Annotated in this window: 23 protein-coding genes; 9 read left to right on the forward strand and 14 right to left on the reverse strand. The window is 57.5% G+C overall.

Translation table 11 applies throughout. The features are described from left to right. Window positions 1–156: 156 nt before the first annotated feature. Together ACQY4Z_RS13145 and coaBC are read left to right on the forward strand one after the other, a co-directional pair. Complete coding sequence (locus tag ACQY4Z_RS13145) at window positions 157–1,389, forward strand: penicillin-binding protein activator (RefSeq protein WP_428521931.1); 1,233 nt, start codon at window positions 157–159, stop codon at window positions 1,387–1,389. A gap of 30 nt (window positions 1,390–1,419) precedes the next feature. Further along, complete coding sequence (gene coaBC, locus ACQY4Z_RS13150) at window positions 1,420–2,652, forward strand: bifunctional phosphopantothenoylcysteine decarboxylase/phosphopantothenate--cysteine ligase CoaBC (RefSeq protein ID WP_428521933.1); 1,233 nt, start codon at window positions 1,420–1,422, stop codon at window positions 2,650–2,652. 44 nt (window positions 2,653–2,696) lie between these two features. On the opposite strand, the gene ACQY4Z_RS13155 is transcribed toward coaBC, so the two are convergent. The 3 genes from ACQY4Z_RS13155 to ACQY4Z_RS13165 all read right to left on the reverse strand — a co-directional run bounded on the left by ACQY4Z_RS13155 (window position 2,697) and on the right by ACQY4Z_RS13165 (window position 4,707). Further along, on the reverse strand, window positions 2,697–3,482 hold the full coding sequence (locus ACQY4Z_RS13155; RefSeq protein ID WP_428521935.1) for a DODA-type extradiol aromatic ring-opening family dioxygenase: 786 nt from the start codon (window positions 3,480–3,482) through the stop codon (window positions 2,697–2,699). A gap of 202 nt (window positions 3,483–3,684) precedes the next feature. Beyond that, entirely contained in the window at window positions 3,685–4,266 is a 582-nt protein-coding gene (locus ACQY4Z_RS13160; RefSeq protein WP_209180275.1) for an OmpA family protein, read from the reverse strand. Window positions 4,267–4,287: 21 nt separating this feature from the next. Then, a complete protein-coding gene (locus ACQY4Z_RS13165) occupies window positions 4,288–4,707 on the reverse strand; it encodes a hypothetical protein (protein ID WP_428521937.1) in 420 nt (139 codons plus the stop codon). A 173-nt stretch (window positions 4,708–4,880) separates the two neighbouring features. Here ACQY4Z_RS13165 and dut point away from each other — a divergent pair, with 173 nt between their 5' ends. From dut to cysK, 3 genes are all read left to right on the forward strand, one after another. Further along, a complete protein-coding gene (gene dut / locus ACQY4Z_RS13170; protein ID WP_428521939.1) occupies window positions 4,881–5,330 on the forward strand; it encodes a dUTP diphosphatase in 450 nt (149 codons plus the stop codon). Window positions 5,331–5,354: 24 nt separating this feature from the next. Further along, window positions 5,355–6,014 (forward strand): HAD family hydrolase, encoded by a 660-nt coding sequence (locus ACQY4Z_RS13175; RefSeq protein WP_428521941.1) that lies wholly within the window; start codon window positions 5,355–5,357, stop codon window positions 6,012–6,014. Between the two features lie 142 nt (window positions 6,015–6,156). Next, window positions 6,157–7,116 (forward strand): cysteine synthase A, encoded by a 960-nt coding sequence (gene cysK, locus ACQY4Z_RS13180; RefSeq protein WP_428521943.1) that lies wholly within the window; start codon window positions 6,157–6,159, stop codon window positions 7,114–7,116. 178 nt (window positions 7,117–7,294) lie between these two features. Here cysK and rplT read toward each other — a convergent pair whose 3' ends face one another. The 3 genes from rplT to ACQY4Z_RS13195 form a co-directional block, all read right to left on the reverse strand. Then, entirely contained in the window at window positions 7,295–7,654 is a 360-nt protein-coding gene (gene rplT, locus ACQY4Z_RS13185; RefSeq protein WP_133952557.1) for a 50S ribosomal protein L20, read from the reverse strand. A 27-nt stretch (window positions 7,655–7,681) separates the two neighbouring features. Then, window positions 7,682–7,879, reverse strand: a complete 198-nt coding sequence (gene rpmI / locus ACQY4Z_RS13190; protein WP_023002610.1) for a 50S ribosomal protein L35 — start codon at window positions 7,877–7,879, stop codon at window positions 7,682–7,684. A 252-nt stretch (window positions 7,880–8,131) separates the two neighbouring features. After that, a complete protein-coding gene (locus ACQY4Z_RS13195) occupies window positions 8,132–8,749 on the reverse strand; it encodes an FMN-dependent NADH-azoreductase (protein WP_428521946.1) in 618 nt (205 codons plus the stop codon). A 98-nt stretch (window positions 8,750–8,847) separates the two neighbouring features. Between ACQY4Z_RS13195 and ACQY4Z_RS13200 the strand changes: the two genes are divergently transcribed. Further along, window positions 8,848–9,753: a LysR family transcriptional regulator gene (locus tag ACQY4Z_RS13200; RefSeq protein ID WP_428521948.1), complete on the forward strand. Its 906-nt coding sequence runs from the start codon at window positions 8,848–8,850 to the stop codon at window positions 9,751–9,753. A 14-nt stretch (window positions 9,754–9,767) separates the two neighbouring features. Here ACQY4Z_RS13200 and ACQY4Z_RS13205 read toward each other — a convergent pair whose 3' ends face one another. The 5 genes from ACQY4Z_RS13205 to ACQY4Z_RS13225 are packed head-to-tail and all read right to left on the reverse strand — an operon-like array spanning window position 9,768 to window position 14,971. Beyond that, complete coding sequence (locus ACQY4Z_RS13205) at window positions 9,768–10,760, reverse strand: MDR family oxidoreductase (RefSeq protein ID WP_209176310.1); 993 nt, start codon at window positions 10,758–10,760, stop codon at window positions 9,768–9,770. Window positions 10,761–10,774: 14 nt separating this feature from the next. Next, on the reverse strand, window positions 10,775–12,409 hold the full coding sequence (locus tag ACQY4Z_RS13210) for an acyl-CoA synthetase (RefSeq protein WP_428521951.1): 1,635 nt from the start codon (window positions 12,407–12,409) through the stop codon (window positions 10,775–10,777). A 1-nt stretch (window position 12,410) separates the two neighbouring features. Beyond that, entirely contained in the window at window positions 12,411–13,532 is a 1,122-nt protein-coding gene (locus ACQY4Z_RS13215) for a dimethylsulfoniopropionate demethylase (protein ID WP_428521953.1), read from the reverse strand. A gap of 12 nt (window positions 13,533–13,544) precedes the next feature. Then, window positions 13,545–14,171: a DUF1326 domain-containing protein gene (locus tag ACQY4Z_RS13220; protein ID WP_209176307.1), complete on the reverse strand. Its 627-nt coding sequence runs from the start codon at window positions 14,169–14,171 to the stop codon at window positions 13,545–13,547. A gap of 11 nt (window positions 14,172–14,182) precedes the next feature. Then, window positions 14,183–14,971, reverse strand: a complete 789-nt coding sequence (locus ACQY4Z_RS13225) for a DUF2182 domain-containing protein (protein WP_428521956.1) — start codon at window positions 14,969–14,971, stop codon at window positions 14,183–14,185. A 162-nt stretch (window positions 14,972–15,133) separates the two neighbouring features. Between ACQY4Z_RS13225 and ACQY4Z_RS13230 the strand changes: the two genes are divergently transcribed. The 3 genes from ACQY4Z_RS13230 (at window position 15,134) to ACQY4Z_RS13240 (ending at window position 17,393) form a co-directional block, all read left to right on the forward strand. Continuing rightward, a complete protein-coding gene (locus tag ACQY4Z_RS13230; protein ID WP_428521958.1) occupies window positions 15,134–15,871 on the forward strand; it encodes a FadR/GntR family transcriptional regulator in 738 nt (245 codons plus the stop codon). Window positions 15,872–15,963: 92 nt separating this feature from the next. Continuing rightward, window positions 15,964–16,929 (forward strand): isopenicillin N synthase family dioxygenase, encoded by a 966-nt coding sequence (locus ACQY4Z_RS13235; RefSeq protein ID WP_428521960.1) that lies wholly within the window; start codon window positions 15,964–15,966, stop codon window positions 16,927–16,929. A 95-nt stretch (window positions 16,930–17,024) separates the two neighbouring features. Continuing rightward, window positions 17,025–17,393: a thiol-disulfide oxidoreductase DCC family protein gene (locus ACQY4Z_RS13240; protein WP_209002587.1), complete on the forward strand. Its 369-nt coding sequence runs from the start codon at window positions 17,025–17,027 to the stop codon at window positions 17,391–17,393. 7 nt (window positions 17,394–17,400) lie between these two features. On the opposite strand, the gene ACQY4Z_RS13245 is transcribed toward ACQY4Z_RS13240, so the two are convergent. The 3 genes from ACQY4Z_RS13245 to ACQY4Z_RS13255 all read right to left on the reverse strand — a co-directional run bounded on the left by ACQY4Z_RS13245 (window position 17,401) and on the right by ACQY4Z_RS13255 (window position 19,569). Further along, the gene (locus ACQY4Z_RS13245) at window positions 17,401–17,991 is read right to left on the reverse strand and encodes a glutathione peroxidase (RefSeq protein WP_428521962.1); all 591 of its coding nucleotides are present in this window, start codon (window positions 17,989–17,991) and stop codon (window positions 17,401–17,403) included. 93 nt (window positions 17,992–18,084) lie between these two features. Next, the gene (locus ACQY4Z_RS13250) at window positions 18,085–18,495 is read right to left on the reverse strand and encodes a universal stress protein (RefSeq protein ID WP_428521964.1); all 411 of its coding nucleotides are present in this window, start codon (window positions 18,493–18,495) and stop codon (window positions 18,085–18,087) included. A 63-nt stretch (window positions 18,496–18,558) separates the two neighbouring features. After that, window positions 18,559–19,569: an Ldh family oxidoreductase gene (locus tag ACQY4Z_RS13255; RefSeq protein WP_428521966.1), complete on the reverse strand. Its 1,011-nt coding sequence runs from the start codon at window positions 19,567–19,569 to the stop codon at window positions 18,559–18,561. Window positions 19,570–19,683 lie beyond the last annotated feature (114 nt).

Raw genomic sequence — 19,683 nt, forward strand, 5'->3', positions numbered from 1 at the left:
TTCAAACACTCGGTTCCGATCTCAAGGATGTCCCGATTTTCTTGCGCTACCTGTCAGAAACACGCAATGCAAGGCAAATCCACCATTCATGCCGCGATGTGCGGCTGAAAACTGGACAGCGCATTCGTTAATCCTTAAGTCTGGAGCAAAGGGTGGATGGAAATCAGACACATGGACGAAACGGACGCCGTCGTTCGGCATCGCAGACGCACATTCTTGAAAACCGCTTTGGCCGGTGCCAGCACGCTGGCGCTCGGGGGCTGTTTGGGCTCATCCCTTGGAACGTTGCCCGGCGAACAGATCCAGCCGGGCGCCCAACCGCAGGTGACTGGAGAAACAATCGGCACGGGCGCGGTTCGGGTCGGACTTATGCTGCCTCTGTCCTCAAGTGGGGGCAATGCGTCGATTGGAACCGTTTTCAAAAACTCCGCTGCGCTGGCGCTTCAAAATTTTCCAAATTCGGATGTGCAGCTTCTGGTGAAAGACACCGGAGGGACAACGGAAGGTGGCCGTGCTGCCGCGCAGCAGGCGATCTCTGAGGGCGCCGAGCTAATTCTTGGTCCTGTCTTTGCGCCGGCAGTGTCGGGTGCCGGTTCCGCTGCACGGGCGGCGGGTGTTCCAGTGATAGCGTTTTCGACGGATACGTCAGTTGCCGCGCGCGGCATCTACCTGTTGAGCTTCCTTCCGGAAAGTGATGTGAAGCGCATCATTGGATATGCCAGCAGCCAGCAGAAACGATCTTACGCAGCGCTCCTGCCGAACGATTCTTATGGCAGTGTGGTTGAGGCGGCGTTCCGTCAGGAAGTTGGCCGCACCGGCGGACGCATTGCAACGATTCAGCGCTACAACGTGAGCGGTTCGGACACGTCCGACCTGGTTGCAAAGGCCAACGCCCTTCAGTCGTCTTTGACCAGCATTGACGCTCTCTTTGTCCCGGCAGGCGGACCTGTGCCTGGCCTGGTGATGCAGACCCTGATGGGACTGAATGCGGAGATCGGCAACATCAAACTGCTCGGTTCAGGGCAGTGGGATACGCCGCAGGTCAAGAACAACCCCACACTAACCGGATCCTGGTTCGCAGGACCCGAAGACAGCGGGTTCCGCGGGTTTGCGCAGCGCTATCAACAGACCTATGGCGCACCCCCGCCGCGCAATGCGAGCCTTGTCTATGACGGCGTTACATTGGCAGCCGGCCTGATCCGCTCCGCTGGACCTCAAAGGTTCCAACAGAGCATCCTGACCAACCGGGACGGGTTCCTTGGAATTGACGGCTTGTTCCGCTTCAAGCCGAATGGTCTTAATGAACGCGGACTTGCGGTGTATCAGGTGACAGGCTCCGGCAGTCAGGTTGTGTCCGCCGCTCCGCGGGATTTCCGTTCCGGTTTCTGACCGCCATCGCCTCCTGGGAGTATAGTTCCGATGCTTGCCGGCAAAGAGATTGTGCTGATCATTAGCGGCGGCATCGCCGCATACAAATCTCTGGACCTGATCCGGCGGCTCAAGGAACGGGGCGCACGGGTTGTCCCGGTCATGACGGATGGAGCGCAGGAGTTCGTGACGCCGCTTGCGGTGGGGGCCTTGAGCGCTGAAAAGGTGTTCACCAACCTGTTCGACCGGGAAGCGGAGCATGATGTCGGTCACATCCGCTTGGCGCGGGATCATGATCTGATCCTTGTCGCGCCTGCAACGGCCAATTTGTTGGCCAAGATAGCCCATGGCATTGCCGACGATCTTGCGACGGCCGTTTTACTTGCAACTGACAAACCGGTTTTGCTTGCCCCGGCGATGAACCCGAAGATGTGGCAAAACCCGGCAACACTAAAAAATGCCGATACCTTGCGGGAGCGCGGCATTGCGTTCATCGGCCCTGCCAGCGGTGAAATGGCCGAAAGAGGAGAAGCCGGGGTCGGCCGCATGAGCGAGCCTCTGGACATTGCCGCAGCAGCTGAGCTTCTGTTACGAGATCAGGCGATTGCAGCCGGGGAACTGCCGTTGGCGGGAAGGCATGTCCTGATCACATCCGGGCCGACACATGAGCCGATCGACCCGGTGCGCTACATCGCGAACCGTTCTTCGGGCAAGCAGGGCCATGCGCTTGCCGAAGCCGCATTCGCAGCTGGTGCGCGGGTGACACTGGTTTCAGGTCCTGTGACGATCTCCGACCCGGATCATGTTACGACGATCCACGTTGAATCCGCGGCAGAGATGATGGCAGCTGTTGAGCAAAACCTGCCTGCGGATATCGCATTCATGGCGGCAGCTGTTGCGGACTGGCGCGTTGTCTCGGAAGGCGATCAGAAGATCAAGAAAGACGGCAGTGGCAAACCGCCTGGCTTGGAACTCACTGAGAATCCGGACATTTTGAAGACCGTCGGGCACCACGAAACGCTGCGGCCATCACTTCTGATCGGCTTTGCCGCCGAAACCCAGGACCTTATCAAAAACGCGACCTCGAAGTTGGAGCGAAAACGGGCCGATTGGATCGTCGCCAACGATGTCAGCCCTGCAACGGGCATCATGGGCGGCGACGCCAACACAATCAGATTGGTCAGCGCCAACGGTGTGGAAGACTGGCCGGCGATGGACAAGAAAGACGTTGCTCGCCAGCTGATTGCCCGGGCTGCAGAAAAATTGGGCCGTGAACCAGACTGAGGGCGGCGGCAGCTCTATTCAAGAGCAGCTGCTTCGTGGGCGGATCACTGGAACCGATAGTAGCTCATACTAATCGAACCGTACTCGTAGCTCCGGTGCAGGAGCTCTGGTTTTTTTCCTTCGCCGGCAGCGCCAAACGGGAAGAACAGCGGCAAAAGATGTTCTTCTGTCGGGTGGTTTTGGCGAAAATCCGGCGCAGCTCCCAGGTTGTCAAAGTAGTTCAGCTGCCCAGCATCTAGTCCCTTGTCGAGCCAGGCGTCGAAACCCGTTGCCCAGGCGGGAACCTGCGATCCATCCGGCCCAATGGCTCTCAAATTGTGGGTGGTGCTGCCGGAACCGGCGATCAGGACACCTTTTTCGGACAATGGTGCCACGGCCGCTCCGAGCGCGTAGATCGTTTCCGGCGAACTGTCGTTTGGAAGCGAAATCTGAACAACCGGGATGTCTGCGTTCGGGAAGGCCAGTGACAAGGGCACCCAGGCCCCATGATCGAGACCCCATTCAGCGTCTTGCTCAGGCTCCAGTCCGGCAGTCTTTAGGACAGAAATCACCTCTTCGACCGCACTGGCGTCTGCCGAAGCGGGGTAGGAGATTTCATAAAGCTCGTCCGGAAAGCCTCGGAAATCGTGATAAGTGCGCAAGGGTCCTGGAGCCGAGATCTTGAGTCCTTCGGTTTCCCAATGCGCGGACAGGATCAAAATGAAGCGCGGCTGTTGCATGTTCTTGCCGAAACTCTTCAAGAAGCGGCTCGCCGGTGTGTCCCGCACGGCCAGTGTCGGCGCGCCATGGGCGAAGAAAACAGGAGGTATTGGCGTTTGATGATCCGGCATTGGTCTACTCCATGCTTACGGCCAAGTTGGCCTCATCATAGAAATAAACCGTTCGAGCCTTTTCTGAAGATCAGAGCTGCTTGACACATTGTTCAGTAAAATCAAACAACGACTGCAGAATAGATAATATTGGTTATATCAAGAGAGATAATTTGAAGTCTGAAAAGGAGGAGCGGGCGCTGAGCACCCGCACCACTATAACTTAGTTATAGCCCATATTGATGAGCTGAACTCGGCGGTTCACAGCCGCAAACGGGTCCGCCGGATCGCGTAATTGCTCTTCGCCAAGACCAACCGAGAAGAGGGTGGAGCCCGGTACCTGGAATGTCGTCACCAGGGCCTCACGAATGGCTTGGGCGCGCCGCTGAGACAGTTCCAGATTGTATGTCCGGTCCCCTTTGGCGTCGGTATGTCCGACGATGAAGAACGTCTGGCCTTGGAGATACGGCGTATGCAGTGCATCGGCGATCAAGCCAACGGCTTCATAGGATTCCGGCCGGATGCGCGCTGAGTCGAAATCAAACGTGATTTCGATGTTGAACTGACGCAAGGACGCGAGCTGCTGATACATCGGGATGGTTTGCGGCGAATCCGCACCCGGATACTTCTGGATGTTTTCCAGAGCGGCGCGTTGCAGCGCATCCGCGCTCACTTCCACCTTCTGTTGGGCGCCTTGAAGCGAGTTGATGATCTGATTGCGGCTCAGTTCAGTTTGAGCGCTGGCAAGTGTTGCCGAGAAGCAGAGTGCACATGCGGCCGCGCTGGCAAGAAACAGGTTTTTCATGAAAAATCTCCTTAACCCGGCTTAGCGGTATCCTGCGAGGTCAATCGCGGTGTTGCACTTCTCACTGACCGACGGTTGTGCCTTGAGCAGGCAGCGCAGGATGTGACCGGCACCAGGCTTGACGCCTTTGCAATACTGGGTGGCATCGCGTGCGCAAATTTTCGGAGCTGCGGCTTGAGCGGCCAGCCGTTCTGCAATAAGGCCGGCCACAACGGCCCGGTCTGCATTGCATTTTTGCGAGACCTTGGCCTGGTTCTGATCAAGGCACTGGCCAATACCGTTATTGGCGAGGGTCGCTGACTTGCAATACTTGTCGATGTCTGCACCGCAGCTGACGGCAAGGATCTTGATGGCATCGGCAAACCCAACGGTCTGCGCCTGTGCCGTCATGCCGGCGGCGAAAATCATTCCCGCGGCAATCGCGCTCAGCAAATACTTCATTCTTAGGATCTCCCAGCTCGAAAAACTTTCCGATACGGCAGATAGTTTCAGGACAGCGTGACGGCTGCAAGTAGCCTTTTGATATTTTTCGAATATCCGCTTCATGGCAAGGCTGTGGTTGACAGGTTCCCGCGAATGTCGTCAACCGTTCCCAAACGAAACGGGACGGCTTCATGACCATCAAGCTCGAATTCAAACGCCTCGACCATGGGCAGGATTTGCCCTTGCCGGCCTATCAAAGTGATTTGGCTGCGGGTTTCGATCTTCTTGCAGCTGTCGAAAACCCGCTGTGGCTGGAACCTGGCAGCCGGGCACTTGTGCCGACCGGCCTGGCGATGGCGTTGCCGGCCGGCTTTGAAGCCCAAGTTCGTCCCCGGTCCGGCCTTGCTGCAAAACATGGCGTAACGGTGCTCAATACGCCGGGGACGATTGATGCGGACTATCGCGGCGAAGTTAAGGTGATCCTGATAAATCACGGTAACACGGCCTTTGAGATTACCCGTGGCGATCGCATTGCCCAGATGGTGATTGCGCCTGTGCTGCAGGCTGAGATCGAGGAAGTCGAAATCCTGTCTGAAACAAGCCGGGGTACCGGTGGTTTTGGGTCGACTGGACAGCGCTAGGACTGGTACACAAGGGACTTCACCATGGATCCGAAACTCGTCATTTTCGATTGCGACGGTGTTCTGGTGGACACCGAGCGGATGGTGAATGCCAGTCTTGCGGACATGGTGACAGAACTTGGGTTTCCGATCACCGGTCCGGAGTGCCAGCAGCGCTTCATGGGCCGGACCCTGGAAAACGTCAAGGAGATGGTTGAGGCGTTGACTGGCCGGAGCCTGCCAGACGATTGGCCCGATCAGGTTCGGAAACGCGATCTGGAAGTGTTCGTGGCGGGCGTTCCCGCCATTGCGGGAATTGCAGAAGTTCTGGACGAGCTTGACCGGCGCAACCTGCCGTATTGTGTCGGCTCGTCCGGCAAATACGCCAAGATGAAGACAACGCTTGGCAGTTCGGGGCTTTTGCCCCGCCTTGAGGGCAAACTGTTTTCCGCAGAAGACTGCGCCAACGGCAAACCGGCGCCCGATGTGTTTCTTCTTGCGGCAAGCACGATGGGATATCCGCCGAAAGACTGTGTTGTCATAGAAGATAGTTTGCCGGGCGTGCAGGCGGCGCGGTCTGCCGGTATGGCTGTTTACGCGTATGTCGAGGATCCTGCCTGCGACCGTGAAGCGCTTTCAGAAGCCGGTGCGCATCTCTTCGACGACATGTCCGCACTCCCAGGTTTGCTGTTTTCTAAGCCGTGAGCTTTTCGTGAAAAGGCATTTTACGAAGGGCGCGCTCTCTAGGGGTTCTTCCCCTTATATCTCCCGCGGTGCCGTACTATCTTGAAGTCACAATTTAGAAAGGTGCGATTGGCACCGCATTCGCTTTAGCTGGGAGACTTCCATGACAATCAAGACGCACGGACGCGGTAAGATCTACTCCTCGATCACGGACACCATTGGTGACACACCATTGGTTCGTTTGGATCGTTTAGCGGATGCTCATGGTGTCAAGGCGACCCTTCTCGGTAAGCTGGAATTCTTCAATCCGATCGCCAGCGTGAAAGACCGTATTGGCGTTGCCATGATCGATGCCATGGAACGCGACGGCAAGATTGAAGCGGGCAAGACGACCCTTGTGGAGCCGACGTCCGGGAACACCGGGATCGCGCTCGCCTTTGTGGCGGCGGCCAAGGGATATCGCCTCATTCTCGTTATGCCGGAAACTATGTCCGTGGAACGCCGCAAGATGTTCAAGATCCTGGGTGCAGAGCTTGAATTGACGGAAGGGGCCAAGGGCATGAAGGGTGCGATCGCCCGGGCAGAAGAACTCTTGTCCGAGATCGATGGTGCCGTTATGCCGCAACAGTTCGAGAATCCGGCCAACCCGGAAATTCACCGCAACACCACGGCGGAAGAGATCTGGAACGACACCAGCGGTGCGGTTGATGTCTTTGTTTCCGGCATTGGGACCGGCGGCACCATTACCGGGGTTTCGCAGACCCTAAAAGAACGCAAGCCGGACCTTTATGTGGTGGCTGTCGAGCCGGAAGACAGCCCGATCCTCTCCGGAGGCCAGCCGGGTCCGCACAAGATCCAGGGCATCGGCGCGGGATTTGTGCCGGGTGTGCTGGATACAGGTGTCTTCGATGAGATCGCCAAGGTGAGTAATGAAGACGCCTTTGCCATGGCCCGTGAAGTTGCGAAAACCGAAGGCATTCCGGTCGGCATTTCTTCCGGCGCGGCCCTGTCTGCCGCGCTCAAGGTCGGTCAGCGGGACGATATGGCGGGCAAAACCATTGTCGTCATTATCCCCTCCTTTGCAGAACGATATCTATCAACTGCGCTTTTTGAAGGGCTTTGAGCGCAGTTCCCATTTAGCGTCATGTTCGGACGTGTTCCGAACATCCATAAGCTATCCGAAACATGGCTTCTCGGCCTTTAGCCGAGGACGACGCGGGAAGGAATGAAATTGATCCTCAAAACAAAAGCGCGGCCCCGAAAGACCGCGCTTTTTTTATTCTGTTTTAGTTCGACAGAACTTAAGCAGCCAGGGCGCCCTGAGCCTTGTCAACCAGTGCCTTGAAGGCATCCGGCTGGCTGATGGCGAGGTCGGACAGAACCTTGCGGTCGACTTCTACGCCAGCCTTGTTCAGGCCGTTGATGAAGTTGCCGTAGGTCATGCCGTGCTGGCGGGTTGCCGCGTTGATGCGCTGGATCCACAAAGAGCGGAAATTGCGCTTCTTGGCCTTACGGTCGCGATAAGCGTATTGACCCGCTTTCTCGACGGCCTGCTTGGCGACGCGGATGGTGTTCTTGCGGCGGCCGTAGTAACCCTTGGCTGCCTTCAAAACTTTTTTGTGACGAGCGTGGGCGGTAACGCCCCTTTTGACGCGTGACATCTAGGTGATCTCCTTAAAAGGCTGGCGTTAGGCGTATGGCAGGAACTGCTTCACGATCTTTGCATCCTGATCGCTCAGCGTGGTGGTACCACGGGCGTTCCGGATGAACTTGTTCGTGCGCTTGATCATGCCATGGCGCTTGCCGGCCTGCGCGGTTTTCACCTTGCCGGTTGCAGTCACCTTGAAGCGCTTTTTAGCGCCGGACTTCGTCTTCAACTTGGGCATTTTGCATCCTTTCTTTGGTGTGCCTGCAAGCAGACACTTCATTGTTGGTGCATTCAGAGCCGACACGGCATGCCCTTGGTTGTTTCGACCTGGCCTTACATCAAGATGCAAAAAGACAGCCCAAAACGAGCCGGACGACTCTGGACCGGGCGCTTATATGGGAGGTTTTAGGCAAAAGCAACCGGAATCCCGGCAGGTGCAATTGATTCCTGGCAATCCTGCCGGGTCGTGTGAATTATCCTTTGAGATCCATCACGCAGCTAACCGGGCAATCTCCTTGGCACTGTTCAATCGGTCTTCGACATCGCCAGGAGTGCTCGTTGCTGTGCCTTGAACATTTATGAACGCGACATCTTCAATTCCCAGAAACCCCAGCAGGAATGTCAGATAGGGCTGAACGAAGTTCGCAGCTTCGAACGGTTCACCAGAGAGGTAGCCTTCCGCACCGTATGTGCAGATGACAATCGCACGTCTTGCTGTCGCCAACCCCTGGAATCCGTTTTCGTCCATAGCAAATGTGTGTCCGATGCGGCAGATCTGGTCCACCCAAGCTTTGAGGGCTGCTGGAATGGTGAAGTTGTATATCGGAACCGCAAGCAACAGCGTATCCGATGCCTGAATTTCGGCGATCAGCTTATCAGACAAGGCTGTCGCCGCTTTTTGGTCTTCCGACAGATTTTCTTGAGGAGCATAGAACCCTTCTATGGTTGATTGTGCGATGAAGGGAATGGAGCCATCTGCGACATTTCTTGTGATGACAGTGCAGGCCAGATGTTTTGCGCGAAAACCGGCTTCAAATGCATCTGCTATCGCGGCTGAATGAGAACCGGCTAAGCGAGAACTGGAGTTGATGCGGAGCAACTGTGTCATGACTTTGCCTCCTTCTTGTTTGGCAAAGGAGACTTAGTTCCCTGCGCGAATTCGGAAAATAGTTCGCTGATCACTGAAGTCGTGCGTATTGTGCATGAATGGATCTTGCAGCTCTTAAGACCGCATTGCTCGTTCGGGACCTAGGCAGTTTTGCTGCCGCCGCCCGGATCTTGGATCTCGACGCCTCCAGCGTTTCTCGTGTCATTGCCCAGCTGGAACAGGATATTGGATTCCGTTTATTCCAACGCAGCACTCGCAGTCTCGCGGCAACAGGTGAGGGTGAACTCTACCTGAATCGGATCGCGCCACTGGTTGAAGAGTTGGAGGCAGCAGGCGATGAAGCTCGGACAACCACGGTGTCGCCACGTGGCACTTTGCGAATGACAGCAAGTATTTCGTTCGTACAAGAGTGCCTGGTGCCGGTTCTCCCGGAGTTTCGGGATAGATTTCCTGATATTGAGATCGAACTCCTGGCTTCTGACGCCAATCTGGATCTTCGGGCCGACAGTATTGATCTGGCCGTCCGGTTCGGATCCATGCCGAAGGGCGACTGGATTGTTAGCAAACTGATGACGACACGCTACCGGGTCGTTGCGTCTCCGGAATACCTGGAACGTGAGGGGCGCGTTGGTGATCCAAACGATCTCTCCGAGCGGGATTGTATTCGGTTCGCTATTCCCGGTTTCCGCACGTTGTGGCAATTCAAAAAAGGTGACCAAGAGCCGTTCAATGTGCCGGTTGGCGGCGCAACGGTGATCTCAAATGCCTTGTCGATTCGGTCTGCAGCACGTCTTGGAATGGGGGTCGCGTTGTTGCCGATCATGCTCGTTGAGAGAGATTTGAGGCGCGGGAGTTTAATCGATCTTTTTCCCGACTATGCTTGCGCGGCGGCATCTTTTGAAACCGCAGCTTGGTTGGTTTACCCGAGCCGCTCGTACCTGCCGCAAAAAGTTCGGGTGATGATCGACTTTCTAAGGGAGAAATACGGGCGGCTAGAAAGCTAGCCGCCCGATGTCTCTTAGGCGTTCACGTCGACAACCACGCGGCCTTTGACCTGACCTTTCAGGATGTCCTTGCCGAGGCCTGGCAGGTCTTCAAGGGTCGCCGGGTGGATCATTCCATGCAGCTTGTCGAGCGGCAGGTCCTTGGCGATCCGCTGCCAGGCGCGGACACGGTCATCATAAGGACGCATGACGCTGTCGATGCCGAGGAGGTTTACACCGCGCAGGATGAACGGGATAACGCTGGCCGGGAGGTTTGCCCCACCTGCAAGACCGATGGTGGCGACCGAGCAGCCGTATTTCATCTGACCGAGGATGCGGGCGAGCATGTCACCGCCAACGGCATCAATCGCGCCGGCCCAGACCTCTTTCTCCAATGGTCGCTTGATGGTTTCGGCGACATCATCCCGCGGAACAATGGCGCTGGCGCCGAGGGATTTCAGGTAGTCCCAGGTGCTTTCGCGGCCGGTAACGGCATGCACTTCATAGCCAAGGTTGGCCAAGATCGCGACCGCGACAGAGCCGACACCGCCCGCAGCACCCGTGACCAGAACCGGACCGTTTTCCGGCTTCAAGCCATGGTCTTCCAGCGCCATGACGGCAAGCATCGCGGTGAAACCGGCGGTGCCGACCGCCATTGCATCGCGGGTGGTGAGGCCATCCGGCAACGGCACCAGCCATTCGCCCTTGACGCTGGCCTTTTGCGCATAGCCGCCCCACCAGACTTCGCCGACACGCCAGCCGGTCAAAACGACCTTGTCGCCCGGCTTGTACCATTCGTCAGAGGACTCCTCGACAGTGCCGGCAAAATCGATGCCCGGGACATGCGGATAGTCCTTGACCAGTCCGCCGCCCGGTCCGACGCAAAGGCCGTCCTTGTAGTTTAAGGTCGAGTACTCAACGGCAACCGTGACATTGCCGTCCGGCAGTTGGTTCTCGTCGATTTCCTTGACGGCGGCGCTGGTTTTTCCGTCTTCGTTCTTGTCGACAACAAGTGCTTTGAAAGTCATGTGAAATATCCCTGTTATGCGGTTTCACTTGAGAGTGTCCGGGCCTCTTGCCGCAGGACGAATTTCTGGATTTTGCCGGTGGCCGTTTTCGGCAACTCGGTAAAGATGATTTTCTTCGGCCGCTTGAACCCGGCCATGTTCTCCCGGCAAAAGGCGATCAGGCTGTCTTCGGTTTCCTGGCTGCCTTCCTTAAGCTCGACAAAGGCGCAAGGGACTTCGCCCCACCTTTCGTCGGGCAGGGCGACAACAGCCGCAAGGACCACATCCGGATGGCGGTGCAGTACTCCTTCGACCTCGACGGACGAGATGTTTTCGCCCCCTGAAATGATGACATCCTTGAGCCGGTCGCGGATCTGCACATAGCCATTTTCGTGCCGTACGGCGGCATCGCCGGACTTGAAATGACCACTGGAAAAGGCCTCATCCGTCGCGTCCCGGTTCTTGTAGTAGCCCTTCATGACGGTGTTGCCGCGAATGACGATCTCGCCCTGCGTTTCCCCATCCCATGGCACTGGTTCGCCGGTCTCGCGATCAACGACATCGACGCTCTCGGTCATTGGGAAGCCAACGCCTTGCCAGGACTGAAGCTCGGCCTGTTCGTCGGAGGAAAGGTCGTCCCATTCCTCCCGCCACAGGCATTGGGCGACATGACCATAGGTTTCAGTAAGGCCATAAACCTGCATCACTTCAAAACCGAGCGCCTTGGTGGCGGCAAGAACAGCTGCCGGGGGTGGGGCACCTGCGGTCATGATCTTGACCTTGCCTGGCAAGGGTTTCCGGTCTGCCTCTGGTGTGTTGACCAGCATGGAGAGCACGATGGGCGCACCGCCCAAATGGCTCACTTGGTGCTTGGCGATCAGGTCGAAGACGGCAGCGCCAGTCACCTGCCGGATGCAAATGATCGTGCCGGCCATTAAGGTCATGGTCCAGGCATGGCACCAACCGTTGCAGTGGAACATCGGCACGGAATAGAGATAAACCGGATGGCGCGGCAGTTCCCATGCGATTGGCGTCCCCATCGCCATGAGATAAGCGCCGCGATGGTGGTAGACGACGCCTTTCGGTCGGCCTGACGTGCCGGATGTGTAGTTCAGCGTCAGCGCCTGCCATTCATCGGCCGGGCCTTGCCAGGGAAACTCCGGATCGCCCCTTTCGACCAAATCTTCGAATACCTTATCGCCGATCAATTCGCCGCCGGGGCCGTCGGGGTCGGCAATGTTGATGACCGGAAGAGTCTTGCCGTTGCTGTCGAACGCTTGAGAGATCACGCCGGAAAAGGCGGTGTCCGCGATCACCAGTTTGGCGTCGCTGTGCTCAAGGATGTAGGCGACCGTTTCCGGTTCGAGGCGGGTGTTGATTGTATTCAGCACCGCGCCGGTCAACGGGATCGCATAGTGAAGCTCAAACAGCTCCGGTGTGTTCGCCGCCATCACAGAGACTGTGTCGCCAAGCCCGATGCCGCGCTGCTTGAGGCTCGAAGCAATCCGGCGCACCCGCACCAGAACGTCGGACCAGGTGTAGCGGCGGTCGTTGTAGACAACAGCCAGCCGGTCCGGAAACAAAGCTGCTGTCCGCTCCAGAAAAGAGAGCGGTGACAACGGCACGTGGTTGGCGGTTTGCGGCGGCAGGGCGTCGTAATTGTCTTTCACGCTAGCCCCCCTGGTTGGAGAATGGGGTTTCCCAGACCGTCGCGCTGCGCATGCCGTGCGGTGTGTCGACTTGAACCTTCGTGCCGTCGTCCCAATGGGTCATGCGGACCATGCCGATGGCGACATTGGTTCTGAAATCCGGGGAATAGGCGGCCGAGCTGATGGTTCCAACCTGACGGCCTCCGCCGATGATCGGCCACAATTCGTCACAGGGCGGCACGGGATCGCCATCGATCGCGACACTGCGAATCTGGCGGACAGGCCCTTCGACCGCAACACGGAGCAGCGCGTCCCGGCCGACGCAGCCGATTGCCTGTTGTGTCTGACAGAACTTGCCAAGCCCGCACTCATGCGGTGTGTTGTTGCGGGTCATGTCATTGCCGTAGGACAGCAATTGCCCCTCTATCCGCTCGATCAGGTTGGGGCACCCGGCCCGGACATCCATGTCCGCTCCCGCGTCCATGAAGGCATCCCAGACAGGTTCGCCCCATTTGCTGCCATCGACATATAGCTCAAACCCGCCCTGCTTTGAGTAGCCAGAGCGCGCCAGCACCATGCGCTGCCCCTCAAACTCTACATAGTCATAGTGAAAGAACCGGATGGACCGAATGCGTTCTCCGAAGACCCGGGCGACAAGGTCCTCAGCCTTGGGTCCCTGAATGGCAAAAGGCGAAACGTCCGGCTCATCAACATCGACTTCCAGACGGAACGCGTGTGCAAGCCCCTTGATCCAGAAAAGCAAATCGCTGTCGGCAACCGAAACCCAGTACTTGTCTTCGGCGAGTTTCGTTGTGACCGGATCGTTCAGCATTCCCCCGGTCTCATCCACCATCGGCGTGTAGTAGCAGCGGTTGAGCGCCATGTCCGACAGGTCCCGCGGCGTCAGCATTTGCGCCAGACGTCCGGCATCCGGGCCCCAGAGTTCGACCTGGCGTTCGCAGGACACGTCCCAGATCTGAACTTTTGATTTCAGATGCTTATAGTCCTCTTCCACCGACTCAAAGACAGTCGGAAGAAGCATGTGGTTGTAGACGGTGTAGGCTTTGACACCGGCTTCCTGGACACGGCGCGAAAACGGTGTCTTGCGCGTGCGCCGGGAGATGGACAGAGACGGGACCTGCATGCCGGGTCCTCCCTATGCGGCCTGTTCGACGGCTGGGCCGGACCAGTCGATCTGACAGATTTCGGCGCTGCGGCCATCAAAATCCCAAACACGGCCATAGGCACGGACACGGCCCTGTGTGGCGGTTGCGACCGTGATGTCCGAGCCCATCCAGTACTCGGTGTTAGTGACCACGATATCCTGGTCCGGATCAGATCCGCCAACCGGAACGACTTCGCCCTTGATCGCCTTGCCAACAATCAGGCGGCGCTTCTTGCCTTCGTTTTCGTAAGTCACGGGCGCGCGTTCAGCGCCGAGGAATTCGCTCACCAGGACCTTGAAGAGACCTGTTGTGCCCTTGGCCTGACCGGAGAAGATCTTCAAAAGGCCATCATAGGCGGCTTCCGAGGCGCGTTCGTCGATATAGGCAGCGGCTTTCCAATTGCCGCGCGCCATCAGGCCCGGGATTTCGAGGACGAGACCGACATTCAAACCGGACAGGTCTTCGCCCATGTAATGACCTTCATCGATCCGGACACCGGCCCAGGCCTGGCAGTAACCCTCTGTCGGCGCGTGTTTGCCAAGCGAAACGACGCACGGGCAGAAAACGGTGCAGTTGCAGTTGAGGATCAATTCCCCACGGATGGCCCATCCAGTCATTTTTGTCTCCACTATAGATGTTTTATGAGTTCGATAATGAGGATCGCGGCGGCAGATCCCAGAAGTGCAAAACCGACAGGCACGGTCAGGTAACGTCCGAGCTGTGGGAGTTTTTCAAAGGTCATCAGCACCATCGCGAGGCCCATGAAGGCGAGGTTCATGGTGCCGGCAACAAAGGCGAGCAGCATGAGGGCCCAGCAACAGCCGAGGCAGATCGCGCCAAGGTGCAATCCCATCCGGAAAGCGCCCGAAAGCCCATCTTGCCATTTGCCCATGAAGAACATCAGCGGGCTCTGGCACTGGTTGAGACAGGCCTCTTTCAGCTTGCTGAACTGGTACGCTCCGGCAAGGGCCAGAAGACCGGCTGTCAGATAGACTTCGGAACTGCGGCCGAAGGGGTCCAACCAACCTTGTGTGTCCAGCGTTGCCTGCAGAAGAGCTGCCGGAACCGAAAAGCCGATCCACACGAGCAGGTAGCCGGTAAGCAGCGCCGAAAATCCGGCAATTGTGGCGCCTTGCGTGTGGGTGAGGTCGAGATACGTCTTGAGCGCGGGCGCAACGGTTGGCGCCATCATGGCAAGGGACATTAAGCCCCACATTGCGATCAATCCGGCAAGGCTTGTGTCTGCAGCCGGACGGCAGAGAGATGCCAGGTAATCCAGGCCAAGCGCTTGCCAGCCTGCAGGCAGATCGAGATCCGGTTGCATGAGGAAAAGAGCTGCCCACGCGCCGAGCACCGCGACAAAAAACGCGATCCAGGCGGCCTGGCGCCGGTCAACTAAGTGAAGGGCGATCTGCACCCAATGTCCTCCCATATCGTTGAGAAAAGGCTGAGCGCATCTGTTGCAAAAGTCAAATAATTAATTGTCTGACATTTAAAATAATTGCATTGACCCTGTTCCAGAGCCGGGCCTAGTCTTGTAGAGAGGCATCGGGGACGGGTGCGCGCAAAGGAGACACCATTGGCAATCGAATATCAGGCGATCCGCAAGGAGGGTTTGTCGACCCAGATTGCCAATGCGATCCGTAAGGCCATTCTCGATGGCGCGTTGAGCGTAGAAGAGCGTTTGCCGAGTGAAACAGAACTCGCTGATCGGTTCGGAGTGTCCAGGGCAACCGTACGCGAAGCGATGAAGCGTCTTGCGGCCCAGAACCTCATTCGCTCAGAAAGGGGCGCGTCCGGCGGCGCGTTCGTCAACCGTATTACGTTTGATGAAGCTCGGGGCGACCTGGTGGGCACGACCCGACTTCTCATCGGCATGAACAATATCCCGTTCGAAGATGCCATCGAAGCCCGTTACCTTCTGGAGTCTTCTTGTTTGGCACTCGCTTGCGAAAACCGCAGCGAAGGCGATCTGACGGGAATGGCCCGGGAGATCAGCCTTCAAAGCGGGGATCTGTCGGACGAAGACTTCTGCGATTCAGATGTCCGGTTTCACTCGGTCATTGCCAAGGCAACCGGAAACCCGTTGCTGATGTTTCAGGTCTCGGGCGCAATCGAGGCTATGCAGCCCTTGATGAACATGCTGGTCTACCGGCTTCGAGATAAAAAGCACATTGCCGGCCTTCATAACCGCCTTCGCGACGCGCTGGGCAATCGTGATAGTGTGGCGGCGCAGACGGTTTTGGAAGAAATCGCTGCCTATACCCGGCAACTGGCGGAGTTGCGGCGCGCTCCAAAGGAAGAGCCGGCAAACTGACCGGAATGCCCTTGACGACCATTGAGCCAGAGTTGGAAGTTCAGGGAACGGGGTGTGCCGCCGGCATGCCGATTTCCTGAAAGGACTTCCTCTTGGACAATGCGCATATTCCAATCATCGACCTGGGCGGTTTGGTGGACAGTGCGCCCGGCGGGCTTGAGCAAGCCGCACGAGAGATCGGCCAGGCGGCCCGGGAGACTGGGTTCTTCTATGTTAAGAACCATGGCATTGAAGCGGACCTGATTGCCGGGATCAATGTGGCTGCCCATGCCGTGTTTGCTTTGCCTGACGCCGATAAACTGGTGCTGACAAAGGACTTCCACAAGACCAACCGTGGCTATGTTCCGATAGAAGGCGAAAACCTTGATCCATCCAAACCGGCTGATCTGAAGGAAGCATTTAATGTCGGCCTTGAACTCGCGCCGGATGATCCGCGTATTTTGGCCGGAGAGCCTTTCCGGGCACTGAACCAATGGCCGCATATTCCGGGATGGCGGGACACGGTTCTCAAATACTTCAATGCTGTTTGGGGGCTTGGCCGGAGGATCCACAGGGCCATCGCGCTTGATCTGAAGGCAGCACCTGATTTTTTCGAAGACAAGCTAGACGCGCCAATGGCGACCCTACGCCTGCTTCACTATCCGCCCCAGCCTGCCGATGCGGCGTCCGGTCAAATTGGGGCCGGGACGCATACAGACTATGGCAACATCACCATTTTGCTCCCCGACGAGGTTGGCGGACTGGAGGTCCGGCGCCGGGACGGTGAATGGCTCCAAGCCCCGACAATCGACGGCACATTCATCTGCAATATTGGCGATTGCCTGATGCGCTGGACCAATGATGTCTATGTGTCCACGCCGCATCGCGTCGTGAACAGCAGCAGACGGGAGCGGTATTCGATCGCGTTTTTCCTGGACCCAAACCCGGATGCCGAAGTCTCCTGTCTTCCGGGGTGCGTCAGTGCAGACAGGCCGCCCCGGTACGCGCCGATCTCCGGGGCTGATTATCTCTGGTCTCGTCTGGATGCCACCTACGAACACACAAAAAAGACCAGCTGAGACGAAACCGCACAGATGGCGGTGCCCTTTGCCAATCCCAATCCATCCCGTTTTTCCGCTCGTAGACAGATCAGCCAGAAACAAGGAGTGGTTTGGTGATCTCGGTCTATTACGATGGAAAATGCGGCTTGTGCTCCAAGGAAATCAATTTCTTCAAGCGGCGGACCCCGAAGCACCCAATCTTGTGGCACGACATCGCCAACGATCCTGCGCAACTGGAAGGCACAGGCGTGTCCCAGGCAGAAGCCCTGATGTTCATGCATGTTCGCGATGCGGAGGGGGTGATGCGGACCGAAGTTGACGCTTTTATAGCACTTTGGCGTCAATTTTCGGGATGGTCACTGCTCAGCCGGTTTGTTTCCCTTCCGGGAATATACCAGCTTGCAGGCGTGCTTTACCGCATGTTTGCGAAAGTCCGCTTCAACCGTTACCCGCATTGTCAGGCGAGTTTGGAAAAAGCATGACCCGGGATCAGGAGCTTTGATCAGCTGGTAGCTGGTTGAGTTGCTTCTCGATTTCGGCCACGACCGCCTTTGACGTCGGTTTGGCCGGAGTTCCAAACCAGGACACCAAGGACCCATCCGGCCCGACAAGGTATTTGTGGAAGTTCCAGTTTGGCCGCGCAAGCGCGCCGAGTTCCTCAACGGCCCATAGATAGAACGGGTGGGCAGTTTCCCCGCGCACGGACGTCTTCGCAGTCATCTGGAAGGTTGCCCCGTATTTCGCTTCGCAATAGGCGGCAATTTCGCCGTCCTTGCGCGGTTCCTGACCGCCAAAGTCGTTCGATGGCACGCCGAGCACGACAAGGCCTTGATCAGCGTATCTCTCGTGCAGCTCTTGAAGTCCAGACAACTGGCCACTGAAACCGCAGGCCGTTGCCGTGTTGACCACAAGGACCACCTTGCCCTCGTATTCCTTCATCGGCAGGGATAGTCCGTTTGCGAGTTCAAAGCTGAAATTATGGGCGCTGCCCGTCTGTGTCGCAGGATCAGCCGCGACAGCTTGGCCGGTTGCAGCGAGGATACCGGAAATGACAACAGCGGCAGGGGCGAAACGCGGCATTACAGATCTCCGAAGCAATTTGCTTTTGTTACTTACGGAGGTGACCAATTACCAGTTCACTGTTCAGCGTGCCGGGCGGATGTAGCGGGCGCCTCAATCGCGAACCACAAAGACAGAACATCCGGCCCGACGAACCACGCGCGATGCGGTTGATCCGAGGAAATAGTCCTGTGCTGTCGGGTGATGCGATCCGACGATGATGAGATCGACACCATTGTCCTCGGCAAAGGCTGCAATCTGCACCCCCGGCTTCCCGCTCACGACCTTGCACTGAATGCTGTCATCGCCGCCTGTTGCCTCGCGCAGCTTGTTTTCGACTTTGGTTGTCAGATGATTGTCGACCTTCATGGTCACGAATTCAGAAACGAACCCCGGAATATTCTCAAGGACGGTCAAAAGCGTGATTTGCCCGCCGTCCACCAGCAGATGACGGGCGTTTTCCAGCTTTCGGGCGATCAATGTCTCATGATCAAGAGCGACCGGTATCAGGACATGCTTGTACATCGGATCGAAATCCTCCCTTTCTGAAACTTCTGCAGCCGTGCCTGACTTCGCCACTGGTCAGGGTTAGGCATTGTCTTCTGCAAGCTTTCGGACCGCATCGACATAGCGGGCCGGTACATCAATGCCTTCCGTTCTGGCCTTGGCGATGGCGGCAGCGCGGCGGCTGCCGGGCAGGCGCGCACCCTCCATTGTTTCAATTAGGCTGAGCAGAGCGTCGATGCGGGCAGCGAAATGTTCTGTATCCATCGGCTTCATGGCAATTAGGAACTGGCCGACACCGGGAGGCGGCCCGTCGGCGGAAAAGAACGAGGAGGCTTCGGTGCTTTTCGAGGCTCCCGTCATGACCGAGGCCAGAATTTCAACCATCAGCGCCAGCGCCGTGCCCTTGGCCTCGCCAATCGGCAGCATCGTGCCTTCGAGTGCGGCCTCGGCGTTCGTGGTCGGGTTGCCGTCCTTGTCGAGCGCCCATTCCTCCGGAATGTCCTTTCCGGCCTTGCGCGCATTCATCACCTTGCCGCGGGCGACCCGTGACAGGGATAGGTCCACGACAAGCGGATCCTTGCCCGGCCGGGGGGCGGCGAACGCGATCGGATTGGTTCCGAAAACGGGATCCTTCGCCCCGAACGGGGCCATCGCCGCCGGAGCATTGGCCACCATGATCGCCATCAGTCCCCTTTTGGCGAGTTTTTCGACCTGAACTGACAGGGCGCCGCAATGATGCGACCGCGTGATGCCCATCGTTGCGCAGCCATGGTCCAGCGCGATCTCGGCGCCTTTTTCAATGACAGCGTCCAGTGCGGGATAGGCAAAGCCAAAGCCTGCATCGGCCAAAAGGCTTGAGGCGCCTTTCTGGTGGATCATGACTTCCGCCGCGGCTGTAATTTTCCCGGATTGAACCTGTGCCGCATAGTCCTCGACGCGGGAGAACCCGTGCCCAACTTGACCTTCCGCTTCTGCGGCAACAAGCGCATTCGCAACGGACTGCGCGGCTATGTCAGGCACACCTACGGCCAGGAAGGCGGACTTGATCAAAAGTTCTGCGTTGCACAGGCTGAGGCGTTCAGTCGCTTCCATCGGTGTGTATGCTTTCAAAAAACAACAGATCGCCGACACTTATTGCAAATTTTAGGGCTTGGCGATGCCCTAGCCGTAAGGCTGAGAATCTGGTGGCTGGTTTCCAGCCACCAG

This window comes from Roseibium sp. (genome assembly GCF_965276855.1).
Taxonomy (GTDB): domain Bacteria; phylum Pseudomonadota; class Alphaproteobacteria; order Rhizobiales; family Stappiaceae; genus Roseibium.

Bases quoted from the DNA above. Each gene is read 5' to 3' on its own strand.
- dut (WP_428521939.1), top strand. From the start codon at position 4,881: ATGACCATCAAGCTCGAATTCAAACGCCTCGACCATGGGCAGGATTTG.
- ACQY4Z_RS13250 (WP_428521964.1), bottom strand. From the start codon at position 18,495: ATGTACAAGCATGTCCTGATACCGGTCGCTCTTGATCATGAGACATTG.
- ACQY4Z_RS13160 (WP_209180275.1), bottom strand. From the start codon at position 4,266: ATGAAAAACCTGTTTCTTGCCAGCGCGGCCGCATGTGCACTCTGCTTC.
- ACQY4Z_RS13200 (WP_428521948.1), top strand. From the start codon at position 8,848: ATGGATCTTGCAGCTCTTAAGACCGCATTGCTCGTTCGGGACCTAGGC.
- ACQY4Z_RS13165 (WP_428521937.1), bottom strand. From the start codon at position 4,707: ATGAAGTATTTGCTGAGCGCGATTGCCGCGGGAATGATTTTCGCCGCC.
- rplT (WP_133952557.1), bottom strand. From the start codon at position 7,654: ATGTCACGCGTCAAAAGGGGCGTTACCGCCCACGCTCGTCACAAAAAA.
- cysK (WP_428521943.1), top strand. From the start codon at position 6,157: ATGACAATCAAGACGCACGGACGCGGTAAGATCTACTCCTCGATCACG.
- ACQY4Z_RS13175 (WP_428521941.1), top strand. From the start codon at position 5,355: ATGGATCCGAAACTCGTCATTTTCGATTGCGACGGTGTTCTGGTGGAC.
- ACQY4Z_RS13145 (WP_428521931.1), top strand. From the start codon at position 157: ATGGAAATCAGACACATGGACGAAACGGACGCCGTCGTTCGGCATCGC.
- ACQY4Z_RS13215 (WP_428521953.1), bottom strand. From the start codon at position 13,532: ATGCAGGTCCCGTCTCTGTCCATCTCCCGGCGCACGCGCAAGACACCG.
- rpmI (WP_023002610.1), bottom strand. From the start codon at position 7,879: ATGCCCAAGTTGAAGACGAAGTCCGGCGCTAAAAAGCGCTTCAAGGTG.
- ACQY4Z_RS13205 (WP_209176310.1), bottom strand. From the start codon at position 10,760: ATGACTTTCAAAGCACTTGTTGTCGACAAGAACGAAGACGGAAAAACC.
- ACQY4Z_RS13255 (WP_428521966.1), bottom strand. From the start codon at position 19,569: ATGGAAGCGACTGAACGCCTCAGCCTGTGCAACGCAGAACTTTTGATC.
- ACQY4Z_RS13220 (WP_209176307.1), bottom strand. From the start codon at position 14,171: ATGACTGGATGGGCCATCCGTGGGGAATTGATCCTCAACTGCAACTGC.
- ACQY4Z_RS13155 (WP_428521935.1), bottom strand. From the start codon at position 3,482: ATGCCGGATCATCAAACGCCAATACCTCCTGTTTTCTTCGCCCATGGC.
- ACQY4Z_RS13195 (WP_428521946.1), bottom strand. From the start codon at position 8,749: ATGACACAGTTGCTCCGCATCAACTCCAGTTCTCGCTTAGCCGGTTCT.
- coaBC (WP_428521933.1), top strand. From the start codon at position 1,420: ATGCTTGCCGGCAAAGAGATTGTGCTGATCATTAGCGGCGGCATCGCC.
- ACQY4Z_RS13245 (WP_428521962.1), bottom strand. From the start codon at position 17,991: ATGCCGCGTTTCGCCCCTGCCGCTGTTGTCATTTCCGGTATCCTCGCT.